This window comes from Polymorphospora rubra (genome assembly GCF_018324255.1).
GTDB lineage: Bacteria > Actinomycetota > Actinomycetes > Mycobacteriales > Micromonosporaceae > Polymorphospora > Polymorphospora rubra.
Window position 1 is genome coordinate 4,003,976 of the sequence record NZ_AP023359.1, and the last position, 25,195, is coordinate 4,029,170.

Annotated in this window: 23 protein-coding genes; 20 read left to right on the plus strand and 3 right to left on the minus strand. The window is 72.5% G+C overall.

The genetic code is table 11. The annotated features are described in order from the left end of the window. The first annotated feature begins 217 nt into the window (after nucleotides 1–217). From rho to Prubr_RS18320, 7 genes are all read left to right on the plus strand, one after another. Nucleotides 218–2,182 (plus strand): transcription termination factor Rho, encoded by a 1,965-nt coding sequence (gene rho, locus Prubr_RS18290; protein WP_212827024.1) that lies wholly within the window; start codon nucleotides 218–220, stop codon nucleotides 2,180–2,182. A gap of 197 nt (nucleotides 2,183–2,379) precedes the next feature. Beyond that, nucleotides 2,380–3,828 (plus strand): nitric oxide synthase oxygenase, encoded by a 1,449-nt coding sequence (locus Prubr_RS18295; RefSeq protein ID WP_212827026.1) that lies wholly within the window; start codon nucleotides 2,380–2,382, stop codon nucleotides 3,826–3,828. 85 nt (nucleotides 3,829–3,913) lie between these two features. Continuing rightward, a complete protein-coding gene (locus Prubr_RS18300) occupies nucleotides 3,914–7,396 on the plus strand; it encodes a phosphodiester glycosidase family protein (RefSeq protein ID WP_212827028.1) in 3,483 nt (1,160 codons plus the stop codon). A gap of 196 nt (nucleotides 7,397–7,592) precedes the next feature. After that, complete coding sequence (locus Prubr_RS18305; RefSeq protein ID WP_212827031.1) at nucleotides 7,593–8,294, plus strand: hypothetical protein; 702 nt, start codon at nucleotides 7,593–7,595, stop codon at nucleotides 8,292–8,294. 143 nt (nucleotides 8,295–8,437) lie between these two features. After that, nucleotides 8,438–10,519, plus strand: a complete 2,082-nt coding sequence (locus Prubr_RS18310; RefSeq protein ID WP_212827033.1) for a sensor histidine kinase — start codon at nucleotides 8,438–8,440, stop codon at nucleotides 10,517–10,519. Further along, entirely contained in the window at nucleotides 10,491–11,126 is a 636-nt protein-coding gene (locus tag Prubr_RS18315) for a response regulator (RefSeq protein WP_212827034.1), read from the plus strand. The genes Prubr_RS18310 and Prubr_RS18315 overlap by 29 nt, the downstream gene beginning before the upstream one ends. 243 nt (nucleotides 11,127–11,369) lie before the next feature. Further along, the gene (locus Prubr_RS18320; RefSeq protein ID WP_246568803.1) at nucleotides 11,370–12,254 is read left to right on the plus strand and encodes an endonuclease domain-containing protein; all 885 of its coding nucleotides are present in this window, start codon (nucleotides 11,370–11,372) and stop codon (nucleotides 12,252–12,254) included. 105 nt (nucleotides 12,255–12,359) lie between these two features. Here the strand turns inward: Prubr_RS18320 and Prubr_RS18325 are convergent, their stop codons facing one another. Further along, nucleotides 12,360–13,256, minus strand: a complete 897-nt coding sequence (locus Prubr_RS18325) for a phosphatase domain-containing protein (RefSeq protein WP_212827038.1) — start codon at nucleotides 13,254–13,256, stop codon at nucleotides 12,360–12,362. Further along, nucleotides 13,253–14,350 (minus strand): RNA ligase, encoded by a 1,098-nt coding sequence (locus Prubr_RS18330; protein ID WP_246568804.1) that lies wholly within the window; start codon nucleotides 14,348–14,350, stop codon nucleotides 13,253–13,255. Before Prubr_RS18330 ends, Prubr_RS18325 begins: the two co-directional genes overlap by 4 nt. Nucleotides 14,351–14,562: 212 nt before the next feature. On the opposite strand from Prubr_RS18330, the gene rpmE reads away from it, so the two are divergent. The 3 genes from rpmE (at nucleotide 14,563) to Prubr_RS18345 (ending at nucleotide 16,404) form a co-directional block, all read left to right on the plus strand. After that, a complete protein-coding gene (rpmE, locus tag Prubr_RS18335; RefSeq protein ID WP_212827040.1) occupies nucleotides 14,563–14,787 on the plus strand; it encodes a 50S ribosomal protein L31 in 225 nt (74 codons plus the stop codon). A 142-nt stretch (nucleotides 14,788–14,929) separates the two neighbouring features. Beyond that, on the plus strand, nucleotides 14,930–16,018 hold the full coding sequence (gene prfA / locus Prubr_RS18340; protein WP_212827043.1) for a peptide chain release factor 1: 1,089 nt from the start codon (nucleotides 14,930–14,932) through the stop codon (nucleotides 16,016–16,018). Nucleotides 16,019–16,140: 122 nt separating this feature from the next. Continuing rightward, nucleotides 16,141–16,404, plus strand: coding sequence for a hypothetical protein (locus Prubr_RS18345; RefSeq protein ID WP_212827045.1), 264 nt, complete (start codon nucleotides 16,141–16,143; stop codon nucleotides 16,402–16,404). A gap of 11 nt (nucleotides 16,405–16,415) precedes the next feature. On the opposite strand, the gene Prubr_RS18350 is transcribed toward Prubr_RS18345, so the two are convergent. After that, nucleotides 16,416–17,972 carry a GGDEF domain-containing protein gene (locus Prubr_RS18350; RefSeq protein WP_212827046.1) on the minus strand — a complete coding sequence of 519 codons (1,557 nt, stop codon included), beginning with the start codon at nucleotides 17,970–17,972 and terminating at the stop codon, nucleotides 16,416–16,418. 189 nt (nucleotides 17,973–18,161) lie between these two features. Here Prubr_RS18350 and prmC point away from each other — a divergent pair, with 189 nt between their 5' ends. The 10 genes from prmC to Prubr_RS18400 all read left to right on the plus strand — a co-directional run bounded on the left by prmC (nucleotide 18,162) and on the right by Prubr_RS18400 (nucleotide 25,184). Next, nucleotides 18,162–19,019, plus strand: coding sequence for a peptide chain release factor N(5)-glutamine methyltransferase (gene prmC / locus Prubr_RS18355; RefSeq protein WP_212828204.1), 858 nt, complete (start codon nucleotides 18,162–18,164; stop codon nucleotides 19,017–19,019). Between the two features lie 61 nt (nucleotides 19,020–19,080). After that, on the plus strand, nucleotides 19,081–19,725 hold the full coding sequence (locus Prubr_RS18360) for an L-threonylcarbamoyladenylate synthase (protein ID WP_212828205.1): 645 nt from the start codon (nucleotides 19,081–19,083) through the stop codon (nucleotides 19,723–19,725). A gap of 1 nt (nucleotide 19,726) precedes the next feature. Continuing rightward, complete coding sequence (locus tag Prubr_RS18365; protein WP_212827048.1) at nucleotides 19,727–20,350, plus strand: arsenate reductase/protein-tyrosine-phosphatase family protein; 624 nt, start codon at nucleotides 19,727–19,729, stop codon at nucleotides 20,348–20,350. Nucleotides 20,351–20,508: 158 nt separating this feature from the next. Further along, on the plus strand, nucleotides 20,509–21,783 hold the full coding sequence (locus Prubr_RS18370) for a serine hydroxymethyltransferase (protein ID WP_212827050.1): 1,275 nt from the start codon (nucleotides 20,509–20,511) through the stop codon (nucleotides 21,781–21,783). Continuing rightward, nucleotides 21,783–22,181, plus strand: a complete 399-nt coding sequence (locus Prubr_RS18375) for a Cg1360 family ATP-synthase-associated protein (RefSeq protein WP_212827052.1) — start codon at nucleotides 21,783–21,785, stop codon at nucleotides 22,179–22,181. Before Prubr_RS18370 ends, Prubr_RS18375 begins: the two co-directional genes overlap by 1 nt. Nucleotides 22,182–22,363: 182 nt before the next feature. Then, nucleotides 22,364–22,579 (plus strand): hypothetical protein, encoded by a 216-nt coding sequence (locus Prubr_RS18380; protein WP_212827054.1) that lies wholly within the window; start codon nucleotides 22,364–22,366, stop codon nucleotides 22,577–22,579. 27 nt (nucleotides 22,580–22,606) lie between these two features. After that, entirely contained in the window at nucleotides 22,607–23,407 is an 801-nt protein-coding gene (gene atpB / locus Prubr_RS18385; RefSeq protein ID WP_246568808.1) for a F0F1 ATP synthase subunit A, read from the plus strand. Between the two features lie 124 nt (nucleotides 23,408–23,531). Beyond that, nucleotides 23,532–23,762 (plus strand): ATP synthase F0 subunit C, encoded by a 231-nt coding sequence (gene atpE, locus Prubr_RS18390; protein ID WP_212827056.1) that lies wholly within the window; start codon nucleotides 23,532–23,534, stop codon nucleotides 23,760–23,762. 73 nt (nucleotides 23,763–23,835) lie between these two features. Continuing rightward, nucleotides 23,836–24,363, plus strand: a complete 528-nt coding sequence (locus Prubr_RS18395; RefSeq protein WP_212827058.1) for a F0F1 ATP synthase subunit B — start codon at nucleotides 23,836–23,838, stop codon at nucleotides 24,361–24,363. After that, entirely contained in the window at nucleotides 24,363–25,184 is an 822-nt protein-coding gene (locus tag Prubr_RS18400; RefSeq protein ID WP_212827060.1) for a F0F1 ATP synthase subunit delta, read from the plus strand. Before Prubr_RS18395 ends, Prubr_RS18400 begins: the two co-directional genes overlap by 1 nt. Nucleotides 25,185–25,195 lie beyond the last annotated feature (11 nt).

Sequence of the window (25,195 nt, forward strand, 5' to 3'; positions counted from 1 at the left end):
GCCGTCTTACCTCTGCCTAGGCATACGCCGCACCGCAGTTTCCACAGGTCGCCGCAGACGGCGAGACGCGCACACCGACCCATGGTGAGCCGGAAACCGCCGTGCTGTTGTGCCACAGACTCCCGCGACGCGTCACGCGAGGCGGGTGCACCGAGGCCGCCCGGCCACCAGTTTCTCCGATCCGGGCAGCCCCGGCCTTATCGAGGGAAGGAATCCATTGAGCGACACCACCGACGTGACGTCGGACGTTTCCAACGTCGCTGCTGACGCCACCACCGGTCCGGTTCGCCGCCGTCGGACCGGCACCGGTCTGTCGGCGATGCTGCTGCCGGAGCTCCAGAGCCTGGCCGCGTCACTCGGCATCTCCGGCACGGCCCGGATGCGCAAGGGCGAGCTGATCTCGGCGATCACCGAGCGGCAAGGTGGCGGCGCGGCCGCCGCCGCGCCGGCGAACCCGCCCCGGCCGAGGGCCGAGGTCGCGGCGGCGACCGCACCGGCCCGCGAGGAGGTACGCGCCGAGGTCCGCGAGGCCGACGGCGAGCGTCGTGGCGGCGACGCGGCGGTGGTCGAGACCTCGGCGCCGCCGGCGACCGAGGGACGCCAGCGTGCCCCGCGTCGCACCCGGGCGGCGGCCACTGCCGCCGCTGCCGCCCCGCCCGCCGCCGCCGAGCCGCGGGTCGAGGAGCAGCCGCCGGCCGAGCGGGCCGAGCCGCGCAACGGGCGCGAGCGCGGTGAGCGGGCCGAGCGCGGTGAGCGGGCCGAGCGCTCCGAACGCGGCGAGCGCACCGAACGTTCCGAGCGCGGTGAGCGCACCGAGCGGTCGGACCGCGGCCCGCGCAACACCGACCGGGACCGCAACACCGACCGGGACCGCGGCGCCGAACGCGACAGCCGCAACAACGAGCGGGACAACCGCGACAGCCGGGACGACGACGACGACGAGAACGGTGGCCGGCGCAGCCGGCGCAGCCGCTTCCGGGACCGTCGCCGGGGCCGCGGCGAGCGCGGCGAGGGCGAGACCGGCGGCCGCGAGCCGCAGGTCGCCGAGGACGACGTGCTCGTCCCGGTCGCCGGCATCATCGACGTGCTCGACAACTACGCGTTCGTCCGCACGACCGGTTACCTGTCCGGTCCGAACGACGTCTACGTGTCGATGTCCCAGGTCAAGAAGTACGGCCTGCGGCGCGGCGACGCGGTGACCGGTGCGGTGCGCGCGGCGCGTGAGGGCGAGCAGCGGCGCGACAAGTACAACCCGATGGTCCGGCTGGACACCATCAACGGGATGGACCCGGACGAGGCCAAGCGGCGCCCCGAGTTCTACAAGCTCACCCCGCTCTATCCACAGGAGCGGTTGCGGCTGGAGACCGAGCCGCACATCCTCACCACCCGGGTCATCGACCTGGTCATGCCGATCGGCAAGGGGCAGCGGGCGCTCATCGTCTCGCCGCCGAAGGCCGGCAAGACCATGGTGCTCCAGGCGATCGCCAACGCGATCACCCACAACAACCCGGAGTGCCACCTGATGGTGGTGCTGGTCGACGAGCGGCCCGAAGAGGTCACCGACATGCAGCGGTCGGTCAAGGGCGAGGTCATCGCGGCCACGTTCGACCGTCCACCGCAGGACCACACCACGGTCGCGGAGCTGGCGATCGAACGGGCCAAGCGCCTCGTCGAGCTGGGCCACGACGTGGTCGTGCTGCTCGACTCGGTGACCCGGCTCGGCCGGTCGTACAACCTGGCGGCGCCGGCCAGCGGCCGGATCATGTCCGGTGGTATCGACTCGACCGCGCTCTACCCGCCCAAGCGCTTCCTGGGCGCGGCCCGCAACATCGAGAACGGCGGGTCGCTGACCATCCTCGCCACCGCGCTGGTGGAGACCGGCTCCATGATGGACACGGTCATCTTCGAGGAGTTCAAGGGCACGGGCAACGCCGAGCTGAAGCTCGACCGGAAGATCGCCGACAAGCGGGTCTTCCCGGCGATCGACATCCACCCGTCCGGCACGCGTAAGGAGGAGATCCTGCTCGCGCCGGAGGAGCTGGCGATCACGCACAAGCTCCGTAAGGTGCTGCACTCGCTGGACTCGCCGGCCGCGCTGGACCTGCTGCTGGACCGGCTCAAGCAGAGCCGTACCAACATCGAGTTCCTGATGCAGATCGCGAAGTCGGCGCCGGGCGAGTAGTCCGCGCAAACGAGGAGGGGCCCGGCCGGGTATCGGCCGGGCCCTCTTTCGTGTCCGGTGTCGCACATTGTGTCCGCCGTTCGGATGACGGCACGTGAAACCGTCCTCACACTGCGCGGTGTGATCGTCCCGTGGCGCCTCGGCGAGGCCGGTCCTGGTTTGGCGATCCCGCGGAAATCCGTCGCGAGGAGACACTGATGGCGATACCGGGTTATCGAGACGAGCCGTCGCCGGACCGGGACCCCTCGGCACCGGTCGACGTCACGGAGGCCGAGGACTTCCTGCGGCGGTGCTACGCCGAGAACCCCCGCTTCGGCGAACTCGCGGCCCGGCTCGACGAGGTGCGCGCCCAGATCGACGCCACCGGCACCTACACCCACACCGGCGACGAGCTGACGTACGGGGCGAAGGTGGCGTGGCGCAACGCGAGCCGGTGCATCGGCCGGCTCTACTGGCGCAGCCTGGTGGTGCTCGACGAACGGCAGGCCCGCGGCGCGGACGAGATCTTCGCCCGGTTGGTCCACCATCTCCACCTCGCCGGTGGCACCGGCCGCGCCGACCGGGCCCCGGGGGCGATCCGGCCGGTCATCTCGGTGTTCGCGCCGGCCGAGCCCGGCCGCCCGCACGCCCGGGTGTGGAACGAGCAGCTGATCCGGTACGCCGGTTACCGGGACCGGGCCGGTGAGGTGGTCGGTGACCCGCGGTACGTCGACTTCACCCGGGCCGTGCAGGACCTGGGCTGGAAGGGGGCGGGCGGGGCGTTCGACGTACTGCCGCTGGTGGTCCAGACGCCGCAGGACGGCGTACGCCTCTTCGACCTGCCCGCCGACGCGGTGTTGGAGGTGCCACTCGAGCACCCCGAGTACGACTGGTTCGCCGGCCTCGACCTGCGCTGGCACGCCGTACCGGCGATCGCGAACATGCGGCTCAGCATCGGCGGCGTGGACTATCCACTCGCGCCGTTCAACGGCTGGTACATGGGCACCGAGATCGGCGCCCGCAACCTCGCCGACCCCGACCGCTACGACCTGGTGCCGGTCGTGGCCCGGGCGATGGGGTTGGACACCTCGCGGGCCAGCACGCTGTGGCGGGACCGGGTGCTGGTGGAACTGAACCGGGCGGTGCTCTGGTCGTACGAGCGGGCCGGCGTACGGATCAGCGACCACCACACCGAGTCGGACCGGTTCATCACGCACCTGCGTAACGAGCAGCGGGCCGGCCGGGAGGTGCCGGCGGACTGGAGCTGGATCGTGCCGCCGATCTCGGGCGGGGCGACCCGGGTCTTCCACCGCTATTACCACGAGGCAGACCAGCGGCCGAACTTCTATCTCGACAGTGCGGCCCGTGACCTGGGCCGGTACGGGCACCTCGGCCCGGCGCCGCGACATGCCGCCCCGGACGCGGAGCAGCCCGCCGGCCGCCCGGCCGCCCCGGCTGCCCGGAGCACCCCGGCCACCCGGAGCACGCCGGCCGCCCGGACCGCCGGTCGCGTCGGGCCCGCGGACGGGCCGGCGGACGCGGTCGCCGTGCCGGTCGCCCGGGGCGCGGACGCCGACGGGCCGACCCCGGAGTCCCGGGTGCCGGCCCCGGTGGCGCCCCGGCAGCCGGCGCCGACGATCCGGCCGGCCTGCCCGGTGGCCCACTGAACGGCCATCCCGATCAATGAAGTTTTTCTTCAGGTAACTCGGTAGCTATTGAAAGTTCTATACGTGCTCGGGTTGACTACCGGGCATGCGTACCCGCAGCCGATCATCACAACTCGTCGGCGTCCTCGTCCTGGCGCCGCTGCTGACGCTCGCCGGCCCGCTGCCGGCGTACGCCGAACCCCGGCCGGGCCCCACCGGCCCGGCCGGGCCGGCATCCGCCACCACCGGCCCGGCCGGCACGGCCGTCGAGGACGCGCCCGCCGCGTCGTCGTACCCGGCGGGCGGCGCGTCGCCGCTGTCGGTCGAGCCGTCCGGCGGCATCGAGACCGCGACCCGCACCCGCCCGGTCGCCCCCGGCCTGACCCTCACCTCGTTCGACCGCTTCGACCCCGCGGGCTGGCTGCGCGCCGACGCGCTCACCGCCGACCTGTCCGGCGACCTGACCGTCGACTACGTCAACGCAGGCGCCGTCGCCCGGGCCGAGCCGCTGCGTAGAGCCGCCGACGCGGCCGGCGCGGTCGCCGCCGTCAACGGCGACTTCTTCGACATCAACAACTCCGGCGCCGCCCAGGGCATCGGCATCCGCGACGGCGAGCTGGTCCAGTCGCCGATCGCCGGGCACCACAACGCCGCCGCGATCACCACCGGCGGACTCGGCCGGGTGATCCAGGTGCACTTCGACGGCACCGCCACCCTGCCGACCGGCCCGGTCCCGGTGACCCAGTTCAACAACCTGGTCCAGACCGGCGGCATCGGCGTCTTCACCGCGCTGTGGGGGACGTACCCGCGCGCCCGGGCCGTGTCCGGCGCGAGCCGGGTGACCGAGATCGCCGTCGTCGACGGGCGGGTCGCCACCGTCGGCGGCGCCGCCGGCGAGGGCGCCATCCCGGCCGGTACGACCGTTCTGCTCGGCCGCGACGCCGGCGCCGACGCGCTCGCCGCACTGCGCCCGGGTGACCCGGTCACCGTCGCCTACCGGCCGAAGCCGTCCGACGGCAGCGAACTGCACGCCGCCGTCGGCGGCAACCACGTGCTGGTCCGCGACGGGGTCGCGCAGAACATCGGCGACGTCAACCCCGAGCCGCGTACGGCGGTCGGCTTCTCCGCCGACGGCCGCCGGATGATCCTGCTGACCGTCGACGGCCGGCAGGCCGACAGCCGCGGCGTGACGCTGACCGAACTCGGCCGGATGATGGTCGAACTCGGCGCCCACCACGCCCTCAACCTCGACGGCGGCGGCTCGTCGACGCTGCTCGCCCGGGAACCCGGCGCGGCCGCCGTGCAGGTCGAGAACAGCCCGTCGGACGGCTCGGAGCGGGCCGTACCGAACGGCCTGGCGATCTTCGCGCCGCGTGGCAGCGGCCGGCTGACGGCGTACTGGGTGGAGACGGCGACCGACCCGTCCGCCGCGCCCGGCCTCGGCCCGGTCCGCGGCGGCCGGCCGGACCGGGTCTTCCCCGGCCTGACCCGCCGGCTCACCGCCGCCGGCCACGACGAGACGTACGGCCCGGCGGCCGGCGCCCCGAACTGGCGGGCCAACCCGGCCGTGCACGGCGTGGTGTCCCGGGACGGCGTCTTCCGCGCCCTGGTGCCCGGCCCGACCACGGTCACCGCGTCGCGGGGCGCGGCGAAGGGCGAGCTGAAGCTGACCGTCCTCGGCCCGCTGGCCCGCATCGACGCCACCGCCGACAAGGTCGGTCTGGCCGGGGCCGACGCGTCGGCGCTGGTCGGCATCGTCGGCTACGACGCGGAGGGCAACACCGCGCCGATCGAGCCCGCCGACGTCCGGCTCGACTACGACCGGAGCCTGCTCGACGTCACCCCGACCGGCGACGGCTTCCTGCGGGTGACCGCGAAGGCCGGCACCGGCGGCGGGCTGCTCACCGCCCGGGTCGGCGCGGCGACGACCGCCGTACCGGTCACCGTCGGGCTCGAGGAGGTGCCGGTCGCCACCTTCGACGACGCCGCCAACTGGCGGTTCAGCGCCGCCCGGGCCACCGGCTCGGCCGCCCCGGCACCCGGCCACACCGGCACCGGGCTCAAGCTGACGTACGACTTCAGCACCTCGACCGGCACCCGGGCCGCGTACGCCGACCCGCCGGCCTGGATCCCTGTCGACGGGCAGCCGCAGGCGTTCGGCATGTGGATCCACAGCACCGGCAAGGGGGAGTGGCCCAGCCTGCACCTGCACGACGCGCTCGACCAGCAGCACGTGCTGCGCGGGCCGTACCTGGACTGGACCGGCTGGCGGTACGTCGAGATGGCGGTCCCCGCCGGGGTGCAGTACCCGGTCCGGATCCGGCGCTTCTACGTCGCGGAGACCGACGGGGCGGCGGCGTACACCAACGAGATCGTCATCGACGACATCGTGGCGAAGGTGCCACCGACGGTGGAGGCGCCGGCCGAGCCGGCCCGTACCGACAAGGTGGTGGTCCGCGACGGCACCGTCGACGGCGCCGACTGGCGGTTCGCGGTCCTCTCCGACGCCCAGTTCGTCGCCGCCGCCCCGGACAGCGACCTGGTCGCCCAGGCCCGCCGTACGCTGCGCGAGGTCAGGGCGGCCCGGCCGGACTTCCTGGTCATCAACGGCGACTTCGTCGACACCGCCTACCCGGCCGACTTCGCACTGGCGAAACGGATCCTCGACGAGGAACTCGGCGGCGAGCTGCCGTACTACTACGTACCGGGCAACCACGAGATCATGGGCGCCCCGATCGCCAACTTCCAGGCGGTCTTCGGCGCCCCGTCGCGGGTCTTCGACCACAGGGGCACCCGCTTCGTGACGCTGAACTCGTCGACCGGCACGCTGCGCGGCGGCGGCTTCGACCAGATCCGCGCCCTGCGGGCCGCCCTCGACGGCGCGGCCGGCGACCCGGCGATCGGTTCGGTCGTGGTGCTGCACCACCACCCGCCCCGGGACCCGCTGCCGGCGAAGGCGAGCCAGCTCGGCGACCGCAAGGAGGCGGCCCTGCTGGAGCAGTGGCTGGCCGAGTTCCAGCACCGCACCGGCAAGGGCGCGGTGTTCGTCGGCGGCCACGTCGGCACGTTCCACGCCGACCGGGTCGACGGGGTCCCGTACGTCATCAACGGCAACGCCGGCAAGAACCCGTCGACCCCGCCGCACCTGGGTGGCTTCACCGGCTGGACGATGTTCGGCGTCGACCGGGTCAGCGAACGCGACGCCGAACGGGCCCGCCGCAACCCGCTGACCGAGGGGCCGCGGTGGATCAGCGCGCAGACCCGGGCGCACGTCGACTCGCTCGCCGTGACCGCGCCGGCCACCGTCGCGGCCGGCACCTCGGTGCCGGTGACCGCCACGATCGGCCAGGCCGGCGGGCGGCAGGTGCCGGTGGCCGCCCCGGTCAGCGCCGACTGGAGCGCGTCGCCGAACGTTCACATCGGCGGCGTGCTGGGCCTGCGGCCCTGGCACGTGGCCTGGTTCGACCCGGACAGCGGACAGCTCAAGGCGCTGCGGTCCGGCGGGTCGGTCGTGCTGGCGGTGACCGTGAACGGGGTCCGTGCCGAGGCGACGCTGACCCTGCGCCCGGCGGCCCGTCAGGCGGCCTGAGCCCCAATCGCGTGTCCCGGCCCGGCGGTCCCCCGGGCCGGGACACGTCGCCCCACCCCCGTCGGCCCGGGCCGGACACCGTCGGCGGGCGGTTGTCCCGGTGGAATTCCCGGGCCGGTCGGGACAGCTGCCTCATGCGGCCTGAGTCAGTCCTTCGGAATCCTCCCTGGTGAACGCCGACACCAGGGAGGATCCGATGCACCCCACCATGTTCCGCGAGACCACGAACGCCACCCCGACCCCGGCCCCCGCGCGCCCCCGGCGGGGCTGGGCACTGGCCGGTACGGCCGGCGGCCTGATCGGGCTCGTCGGTATCTTCGCCACCGCCACCCTCGGCGACGGTGAGGAACTGCGGGCCGACAACGCCGGCTACGTCGCCGCCATCGCCGACGGCGCCGCCTACGTCTGGGCGCACCAGGTGGTGTGCTCGCTCGCCATCGTCTGCCTGGCGATCTTCGCGGCCGGGCTGCGCCGGCACCTCGGCGCGCAGGAGCCGGCCGGCAGCCTCGTGCCGACCCTCGCCGCGACCGGTGTCGGCCTGGTGCTGGTCGGCCTGCTCATCGGCGGCGGCATCTCGACCCAGCTGTTCTTCGACCTCGGTGCGGCCGACGAGGTCGACCCCGACACCATCGCCGCCGGGACGACGATCTTCGCCACGATGTCCTGGCTCTGGGGCGGCATCGGGCTGACCGCCGGCGCGGTCGCGGTCGGCGGGTTCCGGCACGGCTCGGTCAGCCGCTGGTTCGCCGTCTTCAGCGCGGTCATGGCCCTGCTGGTCGCCGCGACGCAGCTCGCGCCGGTGCAGTACATCTCGCTGGTCCCGGCCGGGCTCTGGGTGATCGTCGCCGGTCTCGTCCTGGCGTTCGCCGGCCCGCGCCCGGTCGCCGAGCGGCGTTGACGATGCGTCCCCGACCGGGACCGACCGGTTCGCAGTGGGCCGGGCCGACCGTCCGGGCGTCGGGCACCACCCCCGGTGCCCGGCGCGCCGGGACGGTTGTCCCATGACAACGGGACACGACGATCATTAGTGTCGGCGACGACATGACGACCGACCGTACGGCCAGGTGGGCGCGGCAGGCCGCCTGGCCGCTGTGCGGACTGACGCTGCTGCTGACCGCCGCCGCCATCTGGCTGGCGGTGCTGAACGGGGCGCCGGCCAGCGACCTGAGCCACCACCTCCTGGTGGTCGCCAGCGCGGTCGTCGGCGGGCTGATCACCGCACACCGGCCGGGCAACCCGGTCGGTTGGCTCGCCCTCACCAGCGGCCTGTGCTTCGCCCTCCAGGAGGCCTGCGGCCAGTACGCCGCCCACGGCGTCGTCGTCGACCCCGGATCGCTGCCGTTCGCCGCCGCGCTGGCCTGGCCGCAGAACTGGCTCTGGATTCCCGGCAACGCCGCCATCGCACTGATCCCGGCGTTCTTCCCCGACGGCCGGCTGCTCTCCCCCCGGTGGCGGCCGGTGGTCTGGACGGTCGTGGCCCTCACCGTGCTCGCCGTGGTCACCAACGCGGTGCGGCCCGGCGACAACGAGCAGATCTACCCGGTCAGCGCACCCAACCCGTTGGGGGTCACCGGCTGGCAGCCGGTCGCCGACACCACCGGCACGCTGGCCATCCTGGCCAGCGCGGTGTTTCTCTTCGCCGCCGGCGGCACCGTCGTCTGGCAGGCCCGCAAGGCCCGCGGCGCCCGCCGCCAGCAGGTCAAATGGCTCGGGTACGCGGTCGGCCTATCCGTACTCGTGGTGGCCGGTCGACTCGTCGTCGGCCTGACCGACGGCCACCCGGGCCTCTTCCCGTACGAGAACGCCGTCTGGGACTTCGCCGGCGGTGCCAGCGTGTCGCTGGTCCTGGTCGCGCTCGGCATCGCCATCCTGAAACACCAGCTCTTCGACATCGACCTGCTGATCAGCCGTACCGCGGTGTTCGTCACCCTGTCGGCCTGCGTCGGCGGCGCGTACGTGCTGGTCGTCGGGCTGCTCGGGGCCGGGTTCGACACCTCGGCCAGCCTGCCGGTCTCGTTCGCCGGGGCGGCCGTCGCCGCGCTGATCTTCGCCCCGCTGCGGCACTGGCTGCAACGCCGGGTCAACATCCTGGTGTACGGCGAACGCGACGACCCGTACGCGGTGCTGGCCCGGCTCGGGCAGCGGCTGGAGCAGACCCAGGACTCCAGTGCCGTCCTGTCCACCAGCACGGCGACCGTACGCGAGGCGCTGCAACTGTCCTACGTGGAGATACAGACGGTCGACGGGCGGTCGTACCGGCTGGGCACCCCGCCCGCCGACCCGGTCCGGATCCCGCTGGTCGCCGGCGAACCGGTCGGCGACCTGCTGCTCGGCCCCCGCAGCGGCGAGGTGTCGCTCGGCGACCGCGAACTGCGCCTGCTCGCCGACCTGGCCCGGCACATCGGCGTCGCCGTACAGGCGGTCCGCGCCCTCGACCGGGCCCAGTCGCTCGCCGCCGACCTGCAACGCTCCCGCGAGCACCTGGTCGTCGCCCGCGAGGAGGAGCGCCGGCGGCTGCGCCGCGACCTGCACGACGGCCTCGGCCCCACCCTGGCCGGGCTGACCATGCGGGCCGAGGTGGCCCAGGAGATCGGGCCGGGGGAGCAGGCCAACCGCATGCTGGAGGAGATCGTCGTCGACGCGCGGACGGCCGTCGCCGACGTACGGCGGCTCGTCGACGGGCTGCGGCCACCGGCGCTGGACACGATGGGGCTGGCCGGGGCGCTCCGATCGCACATCGCCGCCTGGCCGGCGGCCGGCCCCCGGGTCGTCTTCGAAGCCCCCGAGACGCTGCCCGCGCTGCCCGCCGCCACCGAGGTCGCCGCCTACCGGATCGCCGTCGAAGCGCTGAACAACGCGCGCAAGCATGCCCGTGCGGACACCGTCGAGGTACGGCTGACCATCACCGGGGAGCAGCTCCGCCTCGACGTCCACGACGACGGCCGGGGCCGCCAGCCCGGCCAGCCGGACGGCGTCGGCATGCACTCGATGCACGAGCGCGCCGACGAACTCGGCGGCGAGTGCACCGTCACCTCGGCCCCGGGTACGGGCACCCGGGTGACCGCGATCCTGCCCACCACCACAGAGGAGACCGATGGACCAGATCCGGGTGCTGCTGGTTGACGACCACGCCCCGTTTCGGGCCGGGCTGCGCGCCCTGCTCGCCACCAGTCCCGAGATCGACGTCTGCGGCGAGGCCGCCAGCGGCGAAGAGGCACTGGTCGCCCTGGACCGGCTCCAGCCCGACGTGGTGCTGCTCGACCTGACAATGCCCGGTATGGGCGGCATCGCGGCGACCGAGCGGATGGTGCGGATGAGCCCGCACGTCCGGGTACTGATCCTGAGCATGGCAGACGACGACGACTCGATCTTCGCCGCGTTGCGGGCCGGCGCCCGCGGTTACGTCCTCAAGGGCGCCCGGCGGCTGGAGATCATCCGATCGGTACGGGTGGTCGCCGACGGCGAGGCGATCTTCGGTCCGGCCATCGCCACCCGGCTGATGGGTTACTTCGCCGGGCTCAACCGGGCCGAACCGGCGTTTCCGGAGCTGACCGCGCGGGAGCGGGAGATCCTGGCGCTGATCGCCCAGCACCTGACGAACCCCCAGATCGCGCTGCGTCTCGGCCTGAGCCAGAAGACGGTACGCAACCACGTCTCCAACATCTTCACCAAGCTCCAGGTCGCCGACCGCGCCCAGGCCATAATCATGGCCCGCGAACAGGGCCTGTAACGGCTCCGCCCACAGCCTTCTCAATGATCGTCTGCAGCTCAGATACCCGACACGCCGGTCGCTCAACGCCTGAACCGCAGACGATCACCAGTAGCAGGTCCGAGGCGAGATCAGGATGTCGTCCACAGGCGCCAGCGTCCTCCACAGCCCGGTGTCGCGGGTGATGGTCGAAGCGGCAGCCGTGGCACGTTCGACGGCATGAATCCCGCACTTCGGTCTCTTGTGGATGGCAGCGATGGGGTGGTGACCCACCACCAGGTTCGCCAGGTGGTGCCGCCGTGGGTGCTCGCCGCCGCCCGGCGTGCCGGACGACTGCGTCGGGTGCTACCCGAGGTCTACGTGGATGCCGGACGCGTGGCCACCGGCACCGGGCGGGTACTCCCGCTGTCAGCTCTTGATCCGAACCTGCGTCACCGGGCGGTGCTTGCCTACCTGGCCGAAACCGGCGGGTTCAGTCACACCACCGCGCTCGACGTCTGGGGACTGCGCCGGCAGCCGCCCGGCGAGCCGATCCACGTGAGCGTGCCGGCCGGGTCCAGCCTTCGTAGCCTGCCGGGCCTGGTGGTTCACCACCGGCGTGCGCTGCCGCTGCGGGTATGGCGGGGGGCGCCGGTGAGCCAACTCGAAAACTCGCTGGTCGACGCCTGGCCGCTGTTGTCGGCCGCCGAGCGCCCAGGGCCGGCCATCCAGGCTGTCAACGACCGGCGGACCACACCGCAACGAATCGGCGCCGCCCTGGACACCGTGCCGAGACTCGCCGGACGCGCCGCCCTGCGCATCCTGTTGGACCGGCTCGCCGCCGGCTGCCGGAGCGCGTTGGAGATCTGGGGACACGACCACGTCCTCACCGGTCCCGGAATGCCGTCCTTCAAGCGGCAGGTCCGCATCCGGGTCGGCCGGCGTACCGTCTATCTCGACGTCTACGCCGAGCGGGAGCGGGTGGACATCGAGCTCGACGGCGCCACTTCCCACGCGGATGCCCGGCAGCGCGAGACAGACCTCCGTCGCGACGCCCTCCTGGCCACCATGGGGATTCTCGTCGTGCGGTTCTCGCACGCCCGTCTGACTGGGCAGCCCGATGAGGTACGCGCGGAGATCCTGAGCATTCTGGCCAACCGTCGTGGCTGAACCCGGGCATGCGTCTGAGCGATGATCGTCTGCGGTTCAGGTGCCGGAGAACCGGCGTGTCGTGTGTCTGAACCGCAGACGATCATGGCGATTGGGTGGGGCGGGTCAGAAGTCACCCTCGGCTACCTGGAAGACGGTCAGGCCCAGTTCGCGCCACATCCGGACGACCTGCATCCGGTCGTCGAAGACGCCGACGACGCCGTACCGGTCCTTGATCTCGCGTTCGAAGATCTCCTTCTTGACCACCGAGTCCTTGCGGGAGTCGCCGACCGGGCGCATGTACAACCCCAGGTACGGCACCTCCACGTGCAGGTCGAGCCAGGCCTCCGTGTCGGGGCGGGCCGACTCGTCGCGTCCGGAGCAGTAGACGACGCCGTACCCGGCGGCGTGCATGGCGCGTACGGCCGAGATGACCGCCCGGTTCGGCAGGTCCTCGCCGACCCGGGTCATGTCGTACGGGCTGCGGCCGGCCATCAGCGCCACGGTGCCGTCGATGTCGACGAGCACCACCTCCGGCGCCCCGGTCGGTGGGGTGTAGACGACCGCCGGACCGCCGGTCTCGACGTACGGGACGGGCAGCGGCAGGTTGCGGCCGGCGAGGTAGCGCTCGTGCATCCGCCGGATGGCGTCCTCGCCGACGCGGTCCTCCTCCGGCCGTTCGGCGTCGCGGCGCAGGCACTCCGAGAGGGGTACGTCGGTGAAGTCGTGGACCTCGAAGGTGGCGCCGAAGCGGGCGGCGAGTTCGGCCCACTCGCGGACCGTCTTCGACCGCAGGTTGGTGTCGTCGACGCAGACGTCGGCGCGGGCCCGTAGCAGTGCCTCGACCTGGGCCCGCTGGGCGGTGGTGACCTGGGCCTCGGCCCACTGGGTGAACAGCCGGGTGCCGTGCAGCATCCGGCGCAGGTCGTCGCGGTTGACCCGGACCACGCCGGGCTGGAGCTTGCGGGCGAAGGTGGTCTTGCCGGAGGCCGGCAGCCCACGGGTGACGATCAGTCGGGTCATTCGGTGCTCCGGTTGTGCGGGGTCCGGTCCGCGGCGGGCCGGACCTGCTGCCACAGCAGCGGACGGTAGTCCCTGCCGTCGAGGCGGAGGAACAGGCAGCCCCGGTCGGGGTGCCGCACCGCGTACGAGGCGAACTCGCGCCGCCCCCAGCCGTCGGGCAGGCCGGCCACGATCTCACCGTACGTGGACTCGACGGCGGCGGCGCGCGCGTCGACCGTGGCGGTCAGTTCGGCGGCGACCGCGCGTGCCCAGGCGTGGAACTCGTCGGGGAGCGGCGCGATGACGGTCGTCAGGTCGCCGCCGGTCGCCAGGACCTCCCAGACGACGCGGGCGTTGAGGCCGGTGACGAGCTTGTGCAGTCGTACGTAGTCGGCGTACTTGATCTTCACGCGCTGGTCGGTCGCAGGTACGTGCACGACCAGCCCCTCCCGGTCCGCGCGGGGCGGGGCGGCGAGGGCGGCGGCGAGGGTGTCGTACCCGAACGTCTCCACGACCGGTCCGGGCCAGTCCGGGACCGCCTCCGGCCCGTGGGTGCGCCCGGTGGCGATGTCGACCGCGCCGAGGAGCACGAGGTCGTCGAGGCCGGCGTAGTCGAGCACGATCCGGTTGGCCGGATAGATGATCTCGACCAGGACGGTGTGTCCGGGCGGCGGGGTGAAGCCGGCGTACCGGGTACGCAGCAGCGCGGTGGCGTGCCGGGCCTGGTCCGAGGCGAACGAGCCGCGGGTGGCGACCGCCCAGCCGGTGCCGTCGTGGTAGACGATGCCGAGCGAGCCGTCCGCTTTGTCGGTCACCGTCACCTTCGCGTCGAGCGCGACGACCGGTGCGCCGGGCTGGTCGTGGTTGAAGAACTTCGGGTACGGCCGGGCCAGCACGGTGCCGGTCGGGTCGTCCACGATCAGCCCTCGACAGGCGAGCGTCACCGGTGTCCAGTTGCCGGTGTACTGGCACGCCTCGGTGTAGTTGTAGATGGACAGGGCGAGTTCCGGATGGCGTTGCACTCGGACGAGTCCCTCGGCGACCGCGGCGGACAGGGCGGTGGTGTCGAGGATGTCGGCGAGCGGAGTCGCCGGGTGGCCGATGATGCTGGTCACGGCGGAATGCCTTCCGGGATAACGGGAATGGATCGAGGAGCGCCCACGTTATCGAGGACGGCAAGTCCGAGCATCCCGATATCGGGCCACCGATGTCGGCATGGCAGACTGGTCAACCGGCCACGGTTCCGGTTCACGCCCGAGTCAACCGCGCCCGCCGCGGAAGATGCAGACGGCGACCCGGCGACCATCGAAGAAAGGACCGAGGCATCATGAAGCCCAACATCCACCCCGCGTACAGCGTGACCGAGGTCACCTGCTCCTGCGGTGAGAAGTTCACGACGCGCAGCACCGCCAAGGGCGGTTCGATCCACGTCGAGACCTGCAGCGCCTGCCACCCGTTCTACACCGGCAAGCAGCGCGTGCTCGACACCGCCGGCCGCGTCGCCAAGTTCCAGCAGAAGTACGCCAAGGTCCAGGCCAAGAAGGCCAAGTAGCGACGACAACGGCGCCCGCCACCCGGTTCCTGCCGGGTGGCGGGCGCCGTTCGCATGTCCCTGCGTTCGCTTCCGACCGCGCCGCCTGAATCCCCGCCGGGGCACCCGTCTTCCCTCCGCATCGTCTGATTGAGGTACGAGCATGAGCAACGAGCGTCTCGCGGGGCTTCTCGACGAATACGCGGAACTGGAGAAGCGGCTTGCCGACCCGGCGATCCACGCCGACCAGAACACGGCCCGCCGGGTGGGCCGCCGCTTCGCCGAACTCGCCCCGCTGCACAAGGCGGCCGGCGAACTGGAGCAGGCCCGCGCCGATCTGGCGGCGGCCCGCGAACTCGTCGCCGAGGACCCGTCGTTCGCCGCCGAGGCCGAGGCCATCTCCGCCACCCTGCCCGCGTTGGAGGAGCGGCTCGCCGAGTTGCTGATCCCGCGTGACCCGCACGACGCCAAGGACGTGATCCTCGAGATCAAGGCGGGTGAGGGCGGCGAGGAGTCGGCGCTGTTCGCCGGTGACCTGCTGCGGATGTTCACCCGGTACGCGGAGCGGCACGGCTGGGTCACCGAGGTCATCGACGCGCAGGACTCCGACCTCGGCGGGGTCAAGGACGTCTCGCTCGCGGTCAAGACCAAGGGGGTGCCCGAGGGCGGCAACGGCGTCTGGTCGCGGCTGAAGTGGGAGGGCGGCGTGCACCGGGTGCAGCGGGTGCCGGTGACCGAGTCGCAGGGCCGGATCCACACCAGTGCCGCCGGTGTTCTGGTGCTGCCGGAGGCCGAGGACGTCGACGTCTCGGTCGACCCGAACGACCTGCGGATCGACGTCTTCCGTTCGTCGGGGCCGGGCGGCCAGTCGGTCAACACCACCGACTCCGCCGTCCGGATCACCCACGTGCCCACCGGGATCGTGGTCTCCTGCCAGAACGAGAAGAGCCAGCTGCAGAACCGCGAGCAGGCGATGCGGATCCTGCGGGCCCGGCTGCTCGCCGTGGCCCAGGAGCAGGCCGACGCGGCGGCGTCCGACGCCCGTAAGGCCCAGGTCCGTACGGTCGACCGGTCGGAGCGGATCCGCACCTACAACTTCCCGCAGAACCGGATCACCGATCACCGGATCGGCTACACCGCCTACAACCTGGACCTGGTGCTCGGCGGTGACATGGACGGCGTGCTGGACGCGCTCGCCGAGGCCGACCGCGCCGCCCGGTTGGCCGGCGACACCGACCTCGCCCGTCGCTGACCCGCGCCGCCGTCGGCGGCGGGTTGCGCGGATGGCGAGAACCTTGCGCGTCGATCGACCCGATCAATCGATGTGTGACTATCTTCACCGGTGGAACTGGAGTCCGCCCACGAGGAGACGTCATGCGTAAGGTCCGAGGGTTCGTCGCGCTCGCCTGTGTCGCCGGATCGCTGCTGCTCGGTGCCGCCACCCCGGCCAACGCGGCGGCGCCGGCGCACCGTGCGACGGTGACCGCGAGCTACCTGTTCGGCTACTACTACACGCTCGACGCGTGCCGCTACTTCGGTGAGAGCCTGGTGCAGGGTGGGGCGTGGGGCTCGTACAACTGCGTCTACCAGTGGCACCCGTACGACCAGCAGTCGTACTGGTATCTGTACATGTCGTAGCGGCCGACCGGTCAGGTCCCGGCGCGGGCCCGGTCCCGGGCCCGCATCATCTCCCGGTCGGCGACGTCGAAGGCGCTGGCCAGCGCCTCCCGTAGGGCGGCGCCCGAACCGGTCACCTCGGCGAAGCCGATGCTCACCTCGACCGGCGTGCCCGGCACCAGGGCCGCCCAGTCCTCGGCGGCCACCGCCTGGCCGATCCGGCGGGCCACCTCGCCCGCCTCGGCCAGGCCCGCACCGGTCAGCACCACCACGAACTCGTCGCCGCCGTAGCGGGCCACGAAGTCGCCCCGCCGCATCACCCGGTTGATCACCCCGGCCACCCGTTGCAGCACCAGGTCGCCGGCGTGGTGGCCGTGCGCGGTGTTGACCGCCTTGAACCCGTCGAGGTCGCAGATGCCGATCACCGCCGGTCGACCCAGCGCGATCATCGTCTCGACGTACTTGTCGAGCTGGCGGCGGTTGGCGAGGCCGGTCAGCGGGTCGGTCATCGCCTCGCCCGCGTACTGCTCGGCCGTACGGCGCAACTCCTCGTGGTCGATGCGGGTCGCGATGCCGTCGACGTACATGTCCCGTAGCCGGTCGGTGCGCTGGGCCGCCAGCCGGAACGCGTGCCGGTCGGCCCGGTGGGCCGCCGCGTGGTCGCCGCCGTGCGCGTACATGAGACTGCGCAGCCGGGCCGGTTCGGCCGCGCCGAGCGTCTCGGTCGCGACCGCCGCCGTGTCGAGCCTGGCCGCCGCCTCGATCGGCCGGCCGGCGGTGATCGCCAGGCAGACCTCACCGAGCCGGCGCAGGTCGTGGCTGCGCGCACCGTAGCCGCCCCGGGCCAGCAGGGCGGCCGCGTCGTGGCCCCGGGCGCGCGGTCCGACCTGCTCGCCGAGGGCACCCCGGCGGGCCAGCGCGTAGCCGTACGCCGCCAGGCTGCTCGGGCGCAGCCGGGACGGGTCACCGGCGGCCAGGATCCGGTCGAGGTCGGCGCCGATGTCGCGCAGCACCCGCAGGCAGCCGTCACTGTCGCCGTTGTGGTCCAGCGCCACCGCGTTGCGCAACCGGATGCCCGGCGCGGCGAACATCTCCTCGGCGATGCCGGCCCGGATCCCCAGGGACCGGGCCTGCTCGATCGCGCCGAGGGCGTAGCCGTGGAAGCCCAGGTAGGAGTAGGCCATCGCCAGGTCGTGCCAGGCCCAGGCGGTCTCCTGGTCGGGATCGGTGACCGAGTCCAGCGCCCGGACGCTGCGCACCAGATGGGTCACGCACCGGTCCAGGGCGCCCAGGTCCTGCGCGGCCAGTGCCGCCAGGGCGTGCACGTGGCCCTTGAGATAGGGCTCGGCGAGGTCCTCGGCCGCCGCCAGGGCCATCTCGGCGGCCCGGGCGTACTCGGCGGTCCGGCCCAGGTTGATCAGCGCCGACAGCCGTTGTACGAGGGCGTCGGCCCGCGCGTACGGGTCGGTGGTGCGGGTCAGCACCAGGTCGAGCTGGCTCACCGCCTCGGCCGACCGGTCGCGTTCCATCAGTTCCCGGGCGCGCGTCAGTTCCTCAACCTGGTCGGTGACCTGGTCGAGCCAACCCACGCGGGACCCCCTTGCGGAACTGGTGTGGCAGCGCGCTGCCGCGGACGCGGTCGCATCGTGCCCGTGCGGGACGCGGCCACACGGGTTACCGCGAAACGGATCAGTGCGGCCGACGATTCATGATTATGGCGTGACATCGTCTCGTGAACACCCCCCGAAGGGACCGAACGGGCGCGGACCGGTCCGGTGCTGGCCGCGGCCGCCGCCGAGTTGTCCGCCGCCGGTGTCGGGTCGCCGCGCCCCGACGCGGAGTGGTTGGCGACGTACGTGCTCGGGGTGGAGCGCAGCCGGCTGCCGCTCGCCGCCGGGTTCACCCCCGACGAACTGGCCCGCTACCGGCGGCTGGTGGCCCGGCGGGCCGGCCGGGAGCCGCTGCAGCACCTGCTCGGTTCGGCCGCGTTCCGCCACCTCGAACTGGCGGTCGGGCCGGGGGTCTTCGTGCCCCGGCCGGAGACCGAACTGCTCGCGGAGTGGGGGATCGCGCAGGCCCGCCGGGTGGCGGCGGAGCGTCCCGGTACCGCCCCGGTCGTCGTCGACCTGTGCAGCGGCTCGGGGGCGATCGCGCTGTCGGTGGCGTACGAGCTGCCGGCCGCGGCGGTGTACGCCGTCGAACGCTCGGCGCGGGCGCTGGACTGGCTGCGCCGCAACGCCGCCGACCGGGCCGCCGCCGGTGACCCGCCGATCCGGGTGGTCGCCGCCGACGTCACCGACCCCGGCCTGCTGGCCGAGCTGACCGGCCGGGTCGACGTCCTGCTGTGCAACCCGCCGTACGTGCCGGCCGGCACCGACGTACCGCCGGAGGTGGCCGACCACGACCCGGCGGACGCGGTCTTCGGTGGGACGGACGGCCTCGCGGTGATCCGGCCGGTGGTCCGCCGGGCCGCCGAACTGCTGGCCCCCGGCGGGGTCGTCGGGATCGAGCACGACGACACGCATCCGGTGGCGGTGCCGGCGTTGTTCACCGCCGACGGCCGCTACGCCGACGTGACCGGCCACCCCGACCTGGCCGGTCGGCCCCGGTTCAGCACGGCCCGGCGGGCCTCCTGAGCCCGACCCGGCACGGCCGACGTCCCGCGGGCACGGGCGCGTGGCAGACTTTGTCCCCGTGATGCTCTATGACTGCCGGTCGCTCGCCGACCGCGACCGAGGCATCGCCGCGGCGATCGAGGCGGTCAAGAACGGCGAACTGGTCGTACTACCCACCGACACCGTCTACGGCGTCGGTGCCGACGCCTTCACGCCGTACGCGGTGAAGGCCCTGCTGGACGCGAAGGGGCGCGGGCGGGACGTGCCGCCGCCGGTCCTGGTCGGCTCGAGGCACACCCTCGACGGACTCGTGTACATGCTGCCGACGGCGGCCCGGGACCTGGCCGACGCGTTCTGGCCGGGCGCCCTGACCATCGTGGTCGAGCACTCGCCGAGCCTGCAGTGGGACCTCGGCGAGACCGGCGGCACGGTCGCCGTACGGATGCCGCTGCACCCGGTGGCGCTGGAGGTGCTGCGCGAGACCGGGCCGATGGCGGTCTCGTCGGCCAACAAGTCCGGCCAGCCGCCGGCCGAGACCGCCGAGCAGGCCCGCGACCAACTCGGCTACGCCGTCCGGGCCTACCTCGAGGCCGGGCAGTGTCCCGAGCCGGTGCCGAGCACCATCGTCGACGTCACCGGCGAGGTGCCCCGCCTGCTGCGGGAGGGCGCGATACCGCTGGAGAAGCTGCGCGAAGTGCTGCCCGACCTCGTGGGTCGGGAGGGCTGAGGTGCCGCCGTTCACCGTTCTGCACGTCTGCCTCGGCAACATCTGCCGGTCGCCGATGGCGGAACGGCTGCTGGCCCTGGCCGTACGCGAGCGGCTGGCCCGGCTGCCGGTCGCCGCGCCGCCGACGGTCGGCTTCGCCGACGAGCTGGTGCACAGCCACAGCACCGGCACCGGCGGGTGGCACGCGGGCGAGGAGATGAATCCGCCGGCCGCGCGCCAGGTCCTGGCGCGTGGTGGCGACGTCGACGGTTTCCAGTCCCGCAAGCTGCGCTCGGAGCACATCGACGCCGCGGACCTGGTGTTGACGGCAACCGCCGACCAGCAGGAGTACGTCACCGCGCTGCGCCCCGACGCGACCGGCCGCACGTTCGTGCTGGGGGAGTTCGGCCGGCTGCTCGCCCAGGTCGACGCGTCGGTGCTGCCACCGGCGGAGATCACCCCGGCCGGCGTCTACGCCCGTGGCGTGGCGCTGGTCGCGGCCGTCGACGCGGCGCGGCGGGACGCCCCGCCGCTGCCCGGTGACGATCTCGACGATCCGTGGGGGCGCGGCGACCAGTCGTTCAGCCGGGTCGCCGACGAGATCGAGGAGACCGTCGTGCCGCTGGCCCGGATCCTGCTGCCCTGACCGGCGACCGGTGGTCCCGGCGAGCAGCCGGGGCACCAGCCGCCCGCCGATGTAGCCGGTGGCGCCGGTGACCAGGCATCGCATGATCCCCATCATCCGCCCGGGCGCGGTCGCACCGCCCGGCGGGCGTCCGGCCGTACCCGCCTAGACTGCTGCGGGTGGAGACATTCTGGGGGCCCGATTTCGCCCAGTTGGAGGCGACCGATCCGGAGATCGCGTCGGTCGTCGTCGGCGAACTCGACCGGCTGCGCCAGGGCCTGCAACTCATCGCGAGCGAGAACCTGACCTCGCCGGCGGTGCTCGCCGCGCTCGGCTCGACGCTCACGAACAAGTACGCCGAGGGCTACCCGGGGCGGCGCTACTACGGTGGCTGCGCGCAGGTCGACCGGGCCGAGGAGATCGGCCTGGCCCGGGCGAGGGAGTTGTTCGGCGCCGAGCACGCCAACCTCCAGCCGCACTCCGGGGCGAGCGCCAACCTGGCGGCGTACGCGGCGCTGCTCGAACCCGGTGACCCGGTGCTGGCGATGGAGTTGCCGCACGGCGGCCACCTGACGCACGGCAGCCGGGTCAACTTCTCCGGCCGGTGGTTCCGCACGGTCGGCTACCGGGTCCGGGCGGACACCGAGCTGATCGACTACGACGAGGTACGCGACCTCGCCCTCGAACACCGCCCAAAGATGATCATCTGTGGGGCCACGGCCTACCCGCGGCTCATCGACTTCGCCGTGTTCCGGGAGATCGCCGACGAGGTCGGCGCCTACCTGATGGTCGACGCGGCGCACTTCATCGGCCTGGTCGCCGGCCGGGCCGTACCATCGCCGGTGCCGCACGCCGACGTGGTCTGCGCCACCACCCACAAGGTGCTGCGCGGCCCCCGGGGCGGCATGATCCTGTGTCGCGGCGAACTGGCCGCCCGGATCGACAAGGCGGTCTTCCCGTTCACCCAGGGCGGGCCGCTGATGCACGCCGTCGCCGCGAAGGCGGTCGCGCTGCGCGAGGCGGCACTGCCCGAGTTCCAGACGTACGCGAACCAGGTGGTCGAGAACGCCCGGGCACTCGCGGCGGGGCTCGCCGCCGAGGGGATGCGCCCGGTGTCCGGCGGCACCGACACCCACCTCGCCCTGGTCGACCTGCGCGATGTCGGGGTGACCGGGCGGGACGCGGAGACGCGCTGCGACGCCGCGACGATCACCCTGAACAAGAACGCGATCCCGTACGACCCGCAGCCGCCGATGGTCGCCTCCGGGATCCGGGTCGGCACGCCGAGCGTCACCACGCAGGGCATGCGGGAGGCGGAGATGCGTCAGATCGCGACCCTGATCGCCCGCGCGGTACGCGCCGATCCGGCGTTGCCCGGCGGGGCGGACACGCTCGCCGGGGTCGCGGCCGAGGTCGCCGAGCTGGCCGGTGCCTTCCCGGCCTACCCGCGGTGATGGCGGCCCGGCTCCGGCACCTACGGGTGCCGCTGATCGTCTCGGCCGTACTCCTGGTGGTCGCGGTACTGCTCGGCTGGCTGGTCGAGGGTGCGGACGGTGCGGCCGGCGCGGCGGCGGGGGTGGCCGTGGTCACGTTCAGCTACCTGCTGTCCAGCGTGGCGGTCGCCTGGGCCGACTCGGTGCTGCCCAAGCTGGTGCTGACCGTCGGACTCGCCACCTACGTGCTGAAGTTCAGCATCTTCGGCGTGGTCATGTTCGCGGTGGCCGCGTCGGGTTGGGCCGGCCTGCGGACGATGGCCGCGGCCATGATCTGCGCCACCGTGGCCTGGGTCACCGCCCAGGTCTGGTGGACCTTCAAGGCCAAGATCCCGTACGTCGAGATTCCCTCGAAGTAGCCGACGGTCAACTGTCGCGTTTCCGTCAATGAGGGACGAGTCGGGGTGGCCGGGCTTCCCTCCTGGCGTGACGGGAGTAGCGTGTCCGGAAGCCGCGACACGCCCCTCTGCGCCCACACAACTCGGTTGTGCGGGGGGTGACTCACAGCCTCATGTTTCCGGCTGATAGCGTTCGCCGCGTCATGGCTGACGACCAACCCACCAACGGCACCGGGCCTTCCGGCGCCGATGCGGGTTGGGCTGCCGTCGGTTACCTCCTCAGCGGCATGGGCATCTGGGGCGGCATCGGATGGCTCGTCGACCGCTGGCTGGACCTGCCAAACGTCGGGCTGCTGATCGGGTTGATCGGGGGCACGGCCGCCGGGGTCTATCTGACCATGAAGAGGCTGGGCGTCTGACACCGCCCGACCGACGGAGGGTTCGAATTGGCTGAGCTGCCGACCTACCTCGCTGCGGAGTTTCCACCCGGCGTTGACAGCTTCAACTACAAAAGCCTGATCCCCTCGTTCGAAGACACGATGTGGGCGGGGGCCTTCACAAAGATCGCACTGCTGGTGTGGATCAGCGTCGCGATCATCCTGGTCTTCTTCCTGGTGACCTACCGCAACCCCAAGCTGGTCCCGACCAAGGGCCAGTGGCTTGCCGAGTCGGTCTACGGCCTGGTCCGGGACAACATCGCCCGCGACATCATCGGACAGCAGGGTGTGCGCTTCGCCCCCTACCTGACCACGCTGTTCGTCTTCATCCTGCTGAACAACCTCTGGGGCATCGTCCCGTTCGCGCAGATCTCGCCGAACTCGCACATCGCCTTCCCGATCGTGCTGGCGGTCATGAGCTGGCTGGTCTACGTCGCCGTGGGTATCCAGAAGCACGGCTTCTTCGGATACATCAAGACGAGCTGCTGGGTGTCCGGCGCCCCGCTGTGGGTGCAGCCGATCCTGGTGCCGATCGAGTTCGTCTCCAACCTGATCCTGCGGCCGGTCACGCTCTCCGTCCGTCTCTTCGCCAACATGTTCGCCGGCCACATGATCCTGCTGGTCTTCACGCTCGGCGGCGTGGCGCTCTTCCAGGCCGAGACGCTGCTCATCAAGCCGATCGCGTTCCTGAGCTGGGGCATGGCCATCGTCATGACGCTCTTCGAGCTCGGCATCCTGGCGCTGCAGGCGTACGTCTTCACCCTGCTGACCGCCACCTACCTGCAGAGCTCGCTCGCCGAGGCGCACTGATCCACCGACGCACCCGTGCCTTCGCGGGCACCGTACGCGCCTGCGCTCCACCGATCGACAACTGAAAATCTCACCCTAAACGTGCGCGTGATGGTCACGCGTTCAACGCAGGAGGAATCCAACCATGTTGCTGGCCGAGATCTCGGGCAACGTCAACGTCATCGGCTACGGCATCGCCGCCCTCGGCCCGGGCATCGGCGTGGGCCTGGTGTTCGCCGCCTACATCCAGGCGACCGCCCGCCAGCCGGAGAGCGCCGGTCTGACCCGCGTCTACATGTTCATGGGCTTCGCCGTGGTCGAGGCGCTCGCCCTGCTCGGTCTGGTGCTCGCGTTCGCGCTGCAGGGTGGGTCCTGACGGGCTCGGACCCACTCGGAGCTGACTTGGTGCCCGGCCCTCGACGGCCGGTCACCGCTGGAGGGGAGTGTCCATGTACATAGCCGCGGAAGAGGGCGGGAACATCCTGCTCCCACCGCTGTCTGAGATCATCGTCGGTCTCGTCGCCTTCGGTGTCGTCCTGTTCATCCTGGTCAAGTTCGTCTTCCCCCGTATGGAGGCGATGTACCAGGCTCGGGTCGACGCGATCGAGGGCGGGATCAAGCGCGCCGAGGCCGCCCAGGCCGAGGCCAACCAGCTCCTCGAGCAGTACAAGGCTCAGCTCGCCGAGGCCCGTACCGACGCCGCGAAGATCCGCGACGACGCGCGTGCCGACGCCGAGGGCATTCGGCAGGACGTCCTGGCCAAGGCGCGCGAAGAGTCCGACCGCATCATCGCGGCCGGCAAGGAGCAGCTCGCCGCCGAGCGCCAGACCATCGTCCGGGAGCTGCGTGCCGAGGTCGGCACCATCGCCGTCGACCTGGCGAGCAAGATCGTTGGCGAGTCGCTGGCCGACGAGGCCCGCCGCAAGGGCACCGTCGACCGGTTCCTGAGCGACCTCGAGAGCACGGGAGCCCGCTGATGCAGGCCGCCAGCCGGGAGTCGTACGCCATCGCGGCGGAGCGCCTCGAGGCGTACGCCCAGGCGGCGCCGCCGCCCGCGGTCGCCGCGACCGGCGACGACCTGCTCGCCTTCGCGGCGCTGCTGCGCCGCGAACTGCGGCTGCGTCGGGCGCTGTCCGACCCGGCCCGCAGCGGCGAGGACCGGGCAGTGCTGCTGACCAACCTGTTGGCCGGCAAGCTCGGCGACGACGCGACGCAGTTGCTCGGCACCCTGGTGTCGGGCCGCTGGTCGGTCCCGTCCGAGCTGCTGGACGGTGCCGAGCGGCTCGGTGTGGAGGCGCTGCTGGCCAGCGCCGACCGGGCCGGCGACCTCGCCGAGGTCGAGGACGAACTGTTCCGCTTCGGGCAGGTCGTCACCGGCGACCCGGCGCTCGCCAGTGTGATCGGCGACGCGGGCACCCCGGCGGAGCAGCGGGCCGAACTGGCCGCGGCGCTGCTCAAGGGCAAGGTCAGGCCGGTGACGCTGCGCCTGGTCGAGGTCGCCCTCGACGGCTTCGGCGGGCGGTCGTTCGCCGGAGCGCTGACCAGGCTCGTCGAGCTGACCGCGGACCGCCGCGACCGCCAGGTCGCCTACGTCACGGTCGCCGCGCCGCTTTCCGACGAAGAAGAGCGTCGGTTGGGCGCAAAGCTGGGCGAACTGTACGGTCGAGTGGTCACCGTGAAGCAGACGGTCGACCCGGCGATCCTGGGCGGCATGAGTGTCCAGGTCGGTTCCGATCTCTACGACGGCACCGTCCTGCGCCGGCTCACCGACACCCGTAACGCGCTCGCGAAGCGCTAGAACCCAAAATC